Source organism: Butyrivibrio sp. VCB2006 (genome assembly GCF_000420945.1).
Taxonomy (GTDB): Bacteria; Bacillota; Clostridia; order Lachnospirales; family Lachnospiraceae; genus Butyrivibrio.
Genome location: NZ_ATVX01000001.1, coordinates 108,780 through 122,703 on the forward strand (window position 1 = coordinate 108,780; position 13,924 = coordinate 122,703).

10 protein-coding genes are annotated in these 13,924 nt (G+C 42.1%); 9 read left to right on the forward strand and 1 reads right to left on the reverse strand.

Annotation, left to right across the window (positions count from 1 at the left end; translation table 11 throughout):
• Positions 1–3: 3 nt before the first annotated feature.
• The 9 genes from G613_RS0100470 (at position 4) to G613_RS0100510 (ending at position 12,392) form a co-directional block, all read left to right on the forward strand.
• A complete protein-coding gene (locus tag G613_RS0100470; protein WP_029230769.1) occupies positions 4–960 on the forward strand; it encodes a methyl-accepting chemotaxis protein in 957 nt (318 codons plus the stop codon).
• Positions 961–1,063: 103 nt separating this feature from the next.
• Complete coding sequence (locus G613_RS0100475) at positions 1,064–3,088, forward strand: glycoside hydrolase family 31 protein (RefSeq protein ID WP_029230770.1); 2,025 nt, start codon at positions 1,064–1,066, stop codon at positions 3,086–3,088.
• A 54-nt stretch (positions 3,089–3,142) separates the two neighbouring features.
• Positions 3,143–4,129 carry a helix-turn-helix transcriptional regulator gene (locus G613_RS0100480; RefSeq protein ID WP_029230771.1) on the forward strand — a complete coding sequence of 329 codons (987 nt, stop codon included), beginning with the start codon at positions 3,143–3,145 and terminating at the stop codon, positions 4,127–4,129.
• 47 nt (positions 4,130–4,176) lie between these two features.
• A complete protein-coding gene (amrA, locus tag G613_RS0100485) occupies positions 4,177–5,574 on the forward strand; it encodes an AmmeMemoRadiSam system protein A (protein WP_029230772.1) in 1,398 nt (465 codons plus the stop codon).
• Position 5,575: 1 nt separating this feature from the next.
• Positions 5,576–6,946: a sodium-dependent transporter gene (locus G613_RS0100490; protein ID WP_029230773.1), complete on the forward strand. Its 1,371-nt coding sequence runs from the start codon at positions 5,576–5,578 to the stop codon at positions 6,944–6,946.
• 18 nt (positions 6,947–6,964) lie between these two features.
• Entirely contained in the window at positions 6,965–7,462 is a 498-nt protein-coding gene (locus tag G613_RS0100495) for a hypothetical protein (RefSeq protein WP_029230774.1), read from the forward strand.
• A gap of 67 nt (positions 7,463–7,529) precedes the next feature.
• Positions 7,530–8,654 carry a DUF362 domain-containing protein gene (locus tag G613_RS0100500; RefSeq protein ID WP_029230775.1) on the forward strand — a complete coding sequence of 375 codons (1,125 nt, stop codon included), beginning with the start codon at positions 7,530–7,532 and terminating at the stop codon, positions 8,652–8,654.
• 210 nt (positions 8,655–8,864) lie between these two features.
• Entirely contained in the window at positions 8,865–10,271 is a 1,407-nt protein-coding gene (locus G613_RS0100505) for an MATE family efflux transporter (RefSeq protein ID WP_029230776.1), read from the forward strand.
• A 216-nt stretch (positions 10,272–10,487) separates the two neighbouring features.
• A complete protein-coding gene (locus tag G613_RS0100510) occupies positions 10,488–12,392 on the forward strand; it encodes a M13-type metalloendopeptidase (RefSeq protein ID WP_029230777.1) in 1,905 nt (634 codons plus the stop codon).
• 335 nt (positions 12,393–12,727) lie between these two features.
• Here G613_RS0100510 and G613_RS0100515 read toward each other — a convergent pair whose 3' ends face one another.
• Positions 12,728–13,786 (reverse strand): LacI family DNA-binding transcriptional regulator, encoded by a 1,059-nt coding sequence (locus G613_RS0100515; RefSeq protein WP_029230778.1) that lies wholly within the window; start codon positions 13,784–13,786, stop codon positions 12,728–12,730.
• Positions 13,787–13,924 lie beyond the last annotated feature (138 nt).

A 13,924-nucleotide genomic window follows, 5' to 3' on the forward strand; every position in this document is an offset into this window, starting at 1 on the left:
GAAATGTTTGAGAATATGTTTGGAAAAAAGAAAGAAGACGAGCCTGTAGTTGCAGTTCAGAATCCTATTAATGATTTTGAAGAACGATCAAGGTCCCTTATCTATATAGCTGATTCAATTAAGGACTGCCAGAAAAGACTTGTAGAAAACGAAGTAAAATCTTTGACAGAGATCCACGATATGGGTGAGGCGGTTAATAACGTTATTGACTGCAATACTCAGCTTCGTGATGACATGCAGAACTTCAATGAGATGTTTGATGCTGTTAATCAGAGCGCATCCAAGTTTGAAGATGTTAAGGTAAATATCTTAAACAGCGTGCAGAACGCTCAGGACAAGGTTGAAGAGCTAAAGACCAGCTCCAACGAAGTAAGAGCAAGCTTTGATGAGATGGCAAGAGGCTTTGAGTCCTTCAAGGAATCTGTTGATCAGATTTCCGATTACATGAAGAAAATCATCAGTATCGCTTCCCAGACAAACCTGCTTGCACTTAATGCTTCTATTGAGGCTGCAAGAGCCGGGGCTGCCGGAAAAGGTTTCGCGGTTGTTGCCACAGAGGTAAGAGAGCTGGCTGATGAGATCAAGACCATGATCGATCAGGTTAATGCATCTATTGCCAATGCCGGAGAGGAAAGCGAGAAGCTTTCTGTGAGCATGGAAAACTCCATCGCAGCTATGGATAAGAGTCTTCAGGAAGTTGAAGAAACCCATGCTACCTTCGATGAGATCATTGAGAGCACAAACGGAGCCAATGCTGTTCAGCAGGAAATTGCAGACACAGCCGACACCGCATCAGACGAGCTTAAAAAGATTGGTGGAAGATTCGATGATATCAACAGAAAGTACGATGATCTGGTAGTTCAGCTTGACAGAGTCAATGCTATGGGAACAACCAAGAGCAGTGTTTTCGAGAGTATTGATAACCTGGTTTCCCAGATTGAGCCAATTGTAAAAGAGTAATAATAAATGATTTAGATACTAACAATGAGGAACTATAGGTGGTAAAATAACCTATAGTTCCTTTTACTATGGGTTTAATTAAGAACACTTAAGGAGAAAAAGTATGCAGTTTATTTGTAAAGACAATGCCCTGGAGTTTAAGAGACAGGGGGAAACAGTCGTAATTGAGACTTGGGGAGCAGATTCACTCAGAATCAGAGCTACTATGAACAGAAGCTTTACAGGCAGAAACTGGGCTCTTACAGAGACACCGGAAAAGACTAAAGCAGAGGTTAAGACATATATTGTTCCAGAAAAGACAGGAGAGGGCACCGTTCAGGATAATGAGTGGGCCAGCATTACTAATGGACGTATCAAGGCTGAAGTAAACTATGCGGGAGTTATATCTCTTTTCAGAGATGACAAGCTCTTTTTGCGTGAGTATTTCAGATCCTACGGCGGAACCATCTCCAAGGAGAGCAGATGCCTTAAGGTTGTAAACAGAGAGTGGAAGGGACTTTATGGCGGTGACAACTACGCTCTGAAGGTTAGATTTGAAAGCAATGATGGCGAGAAAATCTTTGGTATGGGACAGTACCAACAGCAGCAGATGGACATGAAAGGCTGCACTTTGGAGCTCGCCCAGAGAAATTCACAGGCTTCAGTTCCTTTTGCAGTATCAAATATGGGATACGGTCTTCTGTGGAATAATCCGGGAGTTGGTCAGGTTACCTTTGGCAGCAACATGACTCTTTGGGATATGAGATCCACCAAGGAGATGGACTATTACGTAACAGTTGCTGATACACCCAAGGAAATAGTCGCTAATTATACTAAGGCTACAGGCCATGCCGATGAGTTCCCTGAGGAGCTTATGGGACTTTGGCAGTGTAAGCTCCGTTATCGTACACAGGAAGAGGTTCTTTCTATTGCCAGAAAGTACAAGGAGCTTGGCATTCACATTGATCAGATAATCATCGATTTCTTCCACTGGACCTATCAGGGAGATTGGAAATTTGATACCAAGTATTGGCCGGATCCTAAGGCTATGATAGATGAACTCCACAGCATGGGCATCAAAGTTATTGTTTCTGTATGGCCTTCTGTTGACAGAAAGAGTGAGAACTTCTATCCAATGCTGGAGAAGGGCCTTCTTATTAAGACAGAGCGCGGTGCTCTTCAGACCTATGATTTCCAGGGCGATTGTGTTGAGATAGACGCCTTCAATGAAGAGACCAGAAACTACGTATGGGAGATTTGCAAAAAGAACTACTACGACCTTGGAATTGATGGCTTCTGGCTTGATAATTCCGAGCCTGATTACGGTGTATATGATTTTGAAAACTTCCGTTACAGTGAAGGTGCTGCTCTTGAGGTATCAAATATGTATCCTCAGATGTATTCAAGAGCTTACTACGACAAGATGAAGAACCTTCGCGACGGCAAGGTGGTTAACCTTCTTAGATGTGCATGGGCAGGAAGCCAGAAGTATGGCAATGTAGTCTGGTCAGGAGATATTCCAAGTACCTTTGAATCCCTTCAGGATCAGATCCAGTGCGGTATTAACATGGGACTTGCAGGTATTCCATGGTGGAATACTGATATCGGCGGCTTCATGACTGATGATGTTAATGACCCTGACTTTAGACAGCTTCTTATCAGATGGTATCAGTTTGCTACATTTACTGCAGTTATGAGACTTCACGGAGATCGTGGACCATATAATATCCCACCTCTTGATGATAGAGACTGGGGCGGCGGATATCTTCACACCGGTCAGGACAACGAGATGTGGAGCTATGGCGATGACAACTTTGGGATTATGAAGAAGTACTACGACATCAGAATTCAGATGAAGCCATATCTTAAAAAACTCTTCGATGAGGCTCATACTAACGGCTCACCTCTTATGAGAGCCATGTTCTATGAGTTCCCTGAGGATGAAAAGTGCTGGACCTTAAAGGATCAGTTCATGTTCGGTGACAAGTACCTTGTTGCTCCGATTCTTCACCTCAATGAGTATGAGAGGGAAGTATACCTTCCTAAGGGAGAGTGGACTCTTACAAGTGACGGACAGAAATATGAAGGCGGCCAGACTGTTAAGGTTCCGGCTCCTATCGACTACATGCCGGTCTTCGAGCGTGCATAAAGCAGAGAAATCCGTATATACGCAATAAAAAAATAATTATGGGGGACGAACAAAATGCCCAAAGGTGCAGGACAAAAGCTTAAGCTCTACTATCTGAGCCAGATAATGATCAGAAAAACTGATGAGGATCATGCTCTTACTATGCCGGAGATAATAGATCTTTTGCAGGCAGAGGGGGTAAGTGCCGATAGAAAGAGTATTTATGATGATTTTGATGCCCTTAGGGAAATCGGCCTTGATATTATCGGAGAAAAAGACGGAAGAAGCTTTAACTACCGTGTTGGCGGTAAAAGGTTTGAGCTGGCTGAGCTGATGCTTCTTGTGGATGCGATTCAGTCCTCCAAATTTATTACTGCCAAGAAATCCGGTGACCTGATCAAAAAGATTACTGACCTTGCCAGTGAATATGAGGCAAGGCAGTTAAAGCGTCAGGTTGTGGTTCAGGGCAGAATCAAGACCATGAATGAGAGTATATACTACCTGGTGGACGATATTCACAGGGCCATGGTTGAGAACAAGAACATCACCTTCCAGTACCTTCAGTGGAATCTGGACAAGGTGATGGTTCCAAGAAAAGATAAGCCCTATGTTACCAGTCCCTGGGCTCTTACCTGGGATGATGAGAACTACTATCTCATTGGATATGACCCGGAGGCAGGTAAAATCAAGCATTACCGCGTGGACAAAATGAAGTCCATAGAGCTGACCGAGGATAAGCGAGTAGGCAAGGAAGAATTTGAAGCCTATGATATGGGAGCTTATGCCAAGGCAAATTTTGGAATGTTCGGCAAAAAGAAACTCACCACGGTGGACATAGAGTTTAATAATGAATTTGTAGGCATTATGATAGACCGATTCGGAAAAGAAATGCCGATAAGGCCCGCGGAAAAAGAAGGCTGGTCCAGAACACATGTGGAGGTTTTCATAAGTGATCAGTTTTATGGCTGGATTTTTGCTATGGGTGGCAATGTGAAAATCACAGGGCCCAAGGAAATCAAAGATGAATTTAATGCTAAGCTTAAGAATCAGCTTGATGAATAAGCCTGGCAATTAACAATGCTAAGCAGATAGTATTTGGGGGACAAAACATGAGCATTGTAGGAGCATTTATGGTGCCGCATCCACCTCTTATAGTTCCTGATGTGGGAAGGGGCGGAGAAAGCCAGATTTTAGAAACAACAAACGCATATAATCAGGTGGCGGATATGGTTGCGGAGCTTGCTCCTGAGACCATTATTATCACAAGTCCGCATGCCACCATGTATTCAGATTATTTCCATATTTCGCCGGGAAATGCAGCAACAGGGTCTTTTGCGGCCTTTGGGGCAGGTAATGTGAAATTCCTTGAGGCTTATGACATGGAGCTGGTCAAGACTATTGACCAAATGGCTTCCAAACAGTCTTTTCCCGCCGGAACTCTTGGAGAAGTGGACAGAGATTTAGACCACGGAACAATGGTTCCCTTGTGGTTTATAAGGAAGAAATACAAAGCCGGAAACATAGTCAGAATCGGACTTTCATCCCTTCCGCTTACAGATCATTACAAATTAGGACAGATCATTCAGAAGGCTGTAGAAAAGACCGGACGCAGAGCTGTGGTGATAGCCAGCGGAGATCTTTCTCACAAGCTTCAGAGCTATGGCCCCTACGGCTATGCTCCCGAGGGCCCCGTATATGATCAGAAAATTATGGATGTGTGCTCCAGAGCTGCATTCAAAGAGCTTTTTGATTTTGAGGAAGGCTTCTGCGAAAGGGCAGCAGAGTGCGGGCACAGATCCTTTGTTATAATGGCAGGATGTCTTGACGGACTTAAGGTATCAGCCACCAAGCTCTCACATCAGGATGTTACAGGTGTGGGCTACGGAATATGTACCTTTATTCCCGGAGAGAAGGATCCTAAGAGATGTTTTCTTAAGGCCTATTACAAGGATCTGGAGAGAAACATGGAAAAAGAACTGGAAGCTTTTTGTGACAAAAAAGACCCTTACGTTAAGCTTGCATATCAGACAGTTGTTAACTACGTGATCAAGGGAAAAAAGATGTCGGTTCCTGATTATGTTACTACAGAAATGTTGAATATCAGGGCAGGAGCTTTTGTGTCTATTCATAAGAACGGAAGGCTCCGGGGCTGTATCGGGACAATCGGGCCTACTACTGACAACGTTGCCCTTGAGATCATAGAAAACGGAATTAGTGCAGCTACCAGGGACCCAAGATTTGCGCCTATTGGCCCCGAAGAGTTAAAAGAGCTGGAGATAAATGTGGATGTTCTTGGAAGGCCGCAGGATATCTCATCACTTGACGAACTCAACGTAAAAAGGTATGGTGTTATAGTTTCAAGTGGTAGGAAAAGAGGACTTCTTTTACCGAATCTTGAAGGCGTGGATACCGTTGAAGAACAGGTGGCAATTGCCATGCAAAAGGGTGGTATTACAGAAGATGAGGAGATTAAGCTTCAGAGATTTGAAGTAATAAGACACACGTAATATGAAAGAGAGAGAAACACTTGGCAGCAGAATGGGATTTATTCTGTTGTCTGCAGGATGCGCCATAGGAATAGGAAATGTGTGGCGTTTTCCATACATGGTTGGAGAAAATGGGGGAGGATTATTTGTACTAGTCTATGTGCTATTTCTTTTAGCTCTCGGCGTTCCCATAATGACAATGGAATATGCAATCGGCCGTTCTTCCAGAAAGAGTATTCTTTTAGCCTATAAACAGCTTGAACCAAAGGGGAGTAAATGGCATATTTTCGGATACTTCGCTATAGCCGGAAACTATGTGCTGTTGATGTTCTATTCCGTGGTATCAGGGTGGATATTAAGATACTTTGTATTGTCTGTTGTTGGAACGTTCCAGGAACAAAGCCCTGATCAGATATCAGCCATATATCAGGAGATGATGGATAGTCCTGTAATACTTATCGGATTTATGGCCATCACCATGGTGATAACTATTGTGGTTACTTCTCTTGGCCTTGAAAAGGGCGTTGAGAGAGTTACCAAGATTATGATGGTTGCGCTGATACTCATAATGATCGGACTTGGGGTTAAATCCCTTACACTTCCGGGCGCAGGAGAAGGCGTTAAGTTTTATCTTATGCCCAATGCTGAGAATGTACGCAAGGTTGGTCTTGGAAACGTGTTATACGGTGCCCTTAACCAGAGTTTTTTTACGCTTAGTCTTGGTATCGGCAGCATGGAGATATTCGGAAGCTATATCAAAAAAGAGAGAAGCCTTGTAGGAGAAGCACTTATTGTTGCAGGTCTTGATACCTTTGTGGCAATAGTTGCAGGACTTATTACTATTCCCGCATGCTTTGCCTACGGAGTAGCTCCTGACAAAGGACCAAGCCTTATATTCCTTACTCTTCCAAACGTATTTGCTTCTATGAAGGGCGGAAGGATACTTGGTAGCCTGTTCTTTTTGTTTATGTATTTTGCAGCTCTGTCTACCATGATCGGAGTATTTGAAAACGACGTAAGCTTTTCAATAGATCTTTTTGGTCACAACAGGAAAAAAGCGTCACTGATAGCAGGACTTATTATCACACTGGGTTCTGTACCATGTGCCCTTGGCTTTAATGTTCTTAGCTTTTTCCAGCCCCTTAAGGCAGGAAACACAGTTATGGATCTGGAGGACTTCTTTGTAAGTAACCTGCTGCTTCCTATAGGAGCACTGATAAGCTGTCTGTTCTGTACCTGCAAGTACGGCTGGGGATTTGATAAGTACATTGAAGAGGTTAATGCGGGAGAGGGAATCAAAGTTAGTCCTGCCCTTAAGTGGTACTTTAAGATAGTGCTTCCGATAATACTGGTATTTCTTGGTGTTTACGGACTTTGGAGCTACTTTGCTTAACCGGAAGGATTTGTTTGTATGAATAAAGATATTGTACCTGAGCATTTTACCCTGGAACTTGCGCTGTTTGATATGGTGCCGGTTATCCTGTTTGGGGTCGCATCACTGATTCTGTGGAATAGCGTTGGTGGAGTGGTACTTTTCCTTGGAGCCGTTATCTGCTTCGTATCAGGAATGCTCAAGGTTTTATGGAAGATAATTGTTGTTCTTAAGAAAAAGAATGTTTGGCCGCTGTTTCTTCAGATGAGAATAGGAATGCCCATAGGCTTTGCTTTTCTTATTATTGGGCTGATCATTGCAGGAGTTAAGGGAAATCTTAGCGCCTTTGCAGCAGGGCTGTTGCATCCGCTTCCGATGATATTCCTGGTACTTACTGTTATTGCGATGACCGGTATGATCTACTGCGGACGTAAACTTAACAGCGCTGATGTTAAAGCCAACTGGATTGAACAGATATGTAATACTGTTGGCCAGGGCAGCTTTATGATGATGGTAATAATGGCTTCTTCACTTTGAGTGAGGAAGCCATGTATAATATAAGCAGTAGGCAATTTAATATCATATAAATGGTAGGAGGCTTTTAATGGAGAAGTCAAAAGTATATTTCACGGATTTCAGAACTGTTCTGGGCGTGAGCCTGACAGCCAAACTTCAGAAGCTGATTCGGATGGCAGGAATCGGGCAGATAGATATGGATGGTAAATTCGTTGCAATCAAGATGCATTTCGGAGAACTTGGAAACCTTGCATACCTGCGCCCCAACTATGCCAAGGCAGTTGCAGATGTTGTAAAAGAGCAGGGTGGTCTTCCGTTTTTAACAGACTGTAATACTCTGTATCCGGGTAGCCGCAAGCACGCTCTTGAGCACATGGACTGCGCCAATATAAATGGTTTTAATACAATTACAACAGGCTGTCAGATTATTATTGCAGACGGCCTTAGAGGGACTGACGATATAGCAGTGCCTGTTCCAAATGGTGAGTACTGCAAGGAAGCTTACATTGGCCGTGCTGTAATGGACGCTGATATCGTAATATCTTTAAATCACTTCAAAGGGCATGAGCAGGCAGGCTTTGGCGGTGCCATCAAGAATCTTGGAATGGGCTGCGGAAGCCGAGCTGGTAAGATGCAGCAGCACAACAGCGGACATCCGCATGTAATCGGAGATCTGTGCAGAGGATGTCACAGATGCGCCAAGGAATGTGGATCTGATGCTATAAGCTATAACGGCAACAAGGCTTTTATCGATCCTGATAAGTGCAAGGGTTGCGGAAGATGTATTGGTGCCTGTGCCTTTGACGCAATTGAAAATGATAACTGGGATGCACCGGCACTTCTTGGAAGAAAGATGGCGGAATATACTGCAGCTGTAGTCAGCGGAAGGCCTACCTTCCACATCAGCCTTATCACTGATGTATCTCCAAACTGTGACTGCCATGGTGAAAACGATGCGCCTATTCTTCCTGATATCGGAATGCTGGCATCCTTCGACCCTGTAGCTCTTGATCAGGCCTGCGTTGACCTGTGCCAGAAGGCTGAGCCAATCCGTAACAGCCAGCTTGGTGACAACATGGCCAAAGAGCATTTCCACGACCATGGCGACGTTTGGCACAACTCAAATCCAAATGTTTCCTGGGCAGAAACTCTTGAACATGCTCAGAAGATTGGTGTAGGAAGCCGCGAATACGAACTTATCACCATGAAATAAATAAACTTATCGGCGCATGAAATTGTAAAAAACGATTGTTTTTTTGTTAAATCTGACTATTACGAGAGCTCAAAAAAATCTGTATCATAATCAAGTAATTGAATGTCGCCCGACGGGCTGACGATTTATGAATACTGGGTTGTAACCGAACACGTGTAAGTGAAGACTCGCTTACCGTGTTCTTTTTTTACGGATTTTAAGGAGGTAAAAATGAATCAGAACACAAATAACTATCTAGCAGAAGAGAGGATAGGAAAGCTTCTTCTCAAGTTTTCAATTCCCTGCATTATGTCGCTGCTTGTATCGTCTCTTTATAACATAGTGGACCAGATTTTCATTGGAAGAGGCGTAGGATATCTTGGAAATGGTGCAACAAATGTTGTTTTTCCAATCACAGTTATATCACTTGCGATTGCTCTGATGCTTGGTGATGGAGCTGCAGCATATCTTAGTCTTTGCCAGGGTAAAAAAGATGTGAAGTCAGGAAATAAGAGCATGGGCAATGTTGTAATGCTTCTTGTAGCATCCGGAGTTATAATGGCAGTTCTTTTTGCTGTATTTAAGTCACAGATTCTTACAGCGTTTGGAGCTACCAAGAACAATCTTCCATATGCAAATGAGTACTTTGATTATATAATTTTGGGAATTCCTTTCTTTGTTGTCGGTAATGGCCTTAATTCCATTATCAGGGCTGATGGAAGCCCTAAATTTGCCATGATTACTACTTTTGCAGGATGTATCATCAATGTGATTCTTGACCCTGTTGCAATCTTCACTCTTCATATGGGAATGAAGGGAGCTGCTATCGCGACTATAGCCGGTCAGATTGTTACAGCAATCTGTGGAATTGTGTACATTCTCTTCAGGGCAAAGACCTTTAAGCTCACTTTGAAAAACATGATTCCTGATATGGCCGTAATTGGTAAGTTTGTTCCTCTTGGAATAAGCAGTTTCTTAACACAGCTCTCTATCGTAGTGATCATGGGCGTAATGAACAATGTCCTCGTTAAATATGGAGCAATGAGTAAGTATGGCGCTGATATCCCACTTACAGTAGTAGGAATTGTTATGAAGGTATTCCAGATAGTAGTATCGGTATGTATCGGAATTGCCGCAGGTTCTCAGCCTATCGTGGGCTATAACTACGGAGCAGGAGAATACAGAAGGGTAAAAGAGCTGTTTACAACAATCATCAAAGCTGAAGCAATTGTGGGACTGGTTTCAATGCTTTTATTTGAACTTTTCCCTCTTCAGATTACATCAATATTTGGAAGTGAGGACGGTCTTTATAATGAATTTGCGGTTCTTTCATTCAGGATTTTCCTTTCAATGATCATTCTGACATGTATTCAGAAGTCTACTAGTGTTTTCCTTCAGTCTCTTGGAAAGCCAGTAATGGCTATGGGACTATCATTACTCAGGGACTTTGTATTAAGTGTTCCGCTTGCCATTGTTCTTCCTATGTTCTTTGGCGTTGAAGGAGCTCTTTTATCAGCCCCTGTAGCGGACATAGTAACTACAGTAGCTGTTGTTCTGATGTCCATAAATGTTGTAAAAGAGCTTGACTCCAAAATCAACAGCGATGAAGATGACGCTATGGAAGCACAAGTGGCTTGATTTGAATATAAGGGATATTCGAAGATAGATAGGATTCATTATCCTGACCTAATAAATATTACAGATGCTATTCAGGGAATCTTTGACTACATCTAATATATTTCGCTTTAAATCAAACAAAAAAGAAGGAGAAAATGCAGGAAATACTAGCATTATCTCTTTCTTTTTTGTTATAATCTCTTCATTGATTTAAAGCGATAAAAGAAAGGGATTTTTATGGGTGAAACAGTGAGAATTCAAGACGACCTCTATCATGCGATTAACGGAGAGTGGCTTAAAACGGCGATTATTCCGGATGATAAGCCTATGACAGGTGGATTTAGCACGTTGGCAGAGGATGTTGAAAAAACAATGATGGCTGATTTTAAGGCTTTTGCAGAAGGAGATAAGACTTCTGACATTCCTGAAATGGCCTATGCAATATCTCTTTACAAGAAAGTACTTGATACAGAAAGAAGAAATAAAGAAGGATTAGAGCCAGTCCTTTCTCTTTTAAATAGGATCAAGGCACTTGAAACAGTGGAAGACCTTAATAATGTAGCTACGGAGTTTCTTCTTAAAGGACTCGAGCTTCCAATAGATATGGCTGTAGATGTAGACATGGCTGACACTACAAAGCACTGCTTTATAGTGCAAGGACCAGCTATAATTCTCCCGGATACTCCGTATTATGCAGATGATAATGAATCTGGCAAACAACTTTTGGCTGTTTATGCTGATATGGCTGTGAAAGCTCTTGAATTTGCTCCTCTTTCTGAGGGAGAAAAGAAGCTCTTTATAGAGGATGCACTTGCCTTTGATGCTCTTGTTGCAAAGAAAGTAAAAAGCCAACTGGAATGGTCTGAATACTATAAGAATCAGAACCCTATGGACGTAGATGAAGTTGCTGAATATGTAGCGCCTTTTGATATCAAGAAAGTACTTAAAAATCTTTATGGGGACAAGATTCCTGACACGCTGATAGTTTATGATCCTAAAGCCATTAAGGAGATGAATGGATATTTCTCAGAGGAGAATTTTAAACTTTACACACACTGGTTATATGTGAAAACTCTTTTGACTGCTACTCCATGTCTTTCTCTGGAACTTAAATCAATTGGAACAAGCTATAGAAGAGCACTTATGGGAATAGCGGCTGATCCAGAGATCGAAAAAGAAGCTTATCAGATGGCATCTGAGTTTTACAAAGAGCCGGTGGGTGTGTATTACGGTAGAACCTATTTTGGAGAAGAGGCTAAAAAGGATATTGCCTCAATCGCTCAAAAAGTAATTGACACCTATAAGCTTAGAATGAGGAAAAACACATTCCTTGCAGATTCTACCAAAGAAGAGGCAATCAAAAAGCTATCTACAATAGTAGTTAAAATGGGCTATCCTGATACCATAAGGGAAATCTGGACAAAGCTAAGGTTTGAAGAGAGCGATTCTTTATATGCGGCAGTAAATAAAATTAACGAGATTCGAAGAAAAGACCAGTTTGATAAGCTCTATAAGGAAGTAGACCGTTCAGAGTGGGTAATGCCAGGCCACCTCGTAAACGCTTGTTATAATCCTGGCTGTAACGATATTACATTTCCTTCTGCAATCCTGCAGAAGCCTTTCTATAGCCTATCACAGAGTGTAAGTGAGAATCTTGGTGGTATAGGTGCAGTAATCGGTCACGAAATATCTCATGCTTTCGACACCAACGGAGCTAAGTTTGATGAAAAAGGAAATTTGAAGGACTGGTGGCTTGAAGAAGATTTCAAAGCATTTGAAAAACTTGCAGATGACATGAAAGAGCAGTTTGATGGAATCCCTTATCATGGTGGCAAAGTAAATGGTGAACTTACCGTATCTGAAAATATAGCTGATAATGGAGGAATGGGCGTAACACTGGAAATTATGCATACTCTTCCTGATGCTGATTTTAAGGCCTATTTTGAAAACTGGGGTAGAATATGGTGTATGAAAGCCAAGGAGGAAATGATTCAGCTTCTTCTTGCCAGGGATGTTCATGCTCCTGCACCAATCCGTGCAAATATTCCTCCAAGGAATTTTAGCGAGTGGTATGAGGCCTTTGGTGTAACAGATAAGGATAAGATGTATATTGCTCCTAATAAAAGGATTAGTATTTGGTGATTTATTACTCAAATTGGCATGGAGCGTTATATCCGAAGTTAATCGGGCTATGACCTTGAAGGAATCGAGTAAAATCGGTTCCTTTTTTGTGTGATTTTTGCAATTGATACCATATTGTTCTTGACAAAATGCTTCCAAAGGGTGATGTGGTTGTCAAAACCGGCAACCCTAAAAGATTTCCTAAAAGTGTTTTCAGCTCTCTCTGGAGTTGTCATTAAGCCTGAGAAAATCAGAAATTGATCATTGATATATAGACCAAGGCTTTTTAGTAATTCCTCATCTGCTGGGGATATAGAAGTCTTGGTCTTTTCATTTATTTTTCTATGGCGTTTAGTTTATTTAATCGTATTTCCGGTTGATTCTCTTATTATGATATCTGTTTCTACATATGTTTTTTTGTAAGGAGTATTTGGATTTGCGATCCTGGAAAGCAGAATTTCCGCAGCAATAAAGCCCATGGAGCTTGAATGGATCTTCACCGTGGTAAGACTTGGCTCGATGATGGTGGCTTCGGGCGCATTATCAAATCCGCAGACCGCAACGTCCTTCGGAACTTTTTTACCAAGCTGCCTAAGGGCCTTTATGGTGCAGATTGCAAGGTAATCGTTGGCACAAAAGAAAACTTCAGGCATTTTCCCAAGCTCGCTGATCCTTGCTGCGAGATAATCTGTATCTTTGTACGGACTCGAGTCGTCATCAAGAATACAGGATCCGGTGTCGATGCCAATCCCGCTATCTGTCATGGCTGAAACGTAGGCCTGCCACCTCTCATTGAAGGACTGGCAATGGAATCTGTCACCAACAAATGAGATGTTTCTCTTTCCGCTTTGGATAAATGAACTGATCAGGCGGTAGACGCTTGTAACATTCTCCATGTAGAGAGTATCAGCTGCCAATCCGAATTTCTGAAGAACAGGGGTATCTACAAAGAGAATGGGAATATTCAGGCTGCAGAGGAATTTGCTGTATTTTTCGGAAAAGAGCTCTATACAGAGAATTCCTGCTATATTGTCCATGGAAAAATTAGTTGGGAGGCTTAAGGATTCAATATCATTATCTTTAATAATGTTGATTGAAAGCTTGTAGCCCAGTGAATCTATTCTGTTCTGAAATGCCTCAAGAAGCTTGGTTCCTGAATGGGATGCACCAGGAAAAGAATGAGTGAACAGGGCTATTTCTGCCTTGCCGTCCTTTAATGCTAAGAGATTACTTGTTGCTGTATCAGCGGTATCAACTAAACTAAACTGCTTGTAGCCCATGGCTGTAGCCATCTGACAGATCTTACTCCTGGTTTCCGAAGATACGCTTCCTGAGTTGTTAAGTGCTCTGGAAACAGTATTTCTTGACATTCCAAGTGCGTCTGCAATTTCCTGTAATGTTACTCTTTTTCCCATAATGGATGTCCCCTCAATACTTTCTGAGTCTTTTTATATTCGGTAAATATCATAACGCTGCAATAACAATGTGTCAAATGCACCAATTTCTGTATGACAAGTGTGCATAATTCACAAAAAGAAACCCATAAAAACACT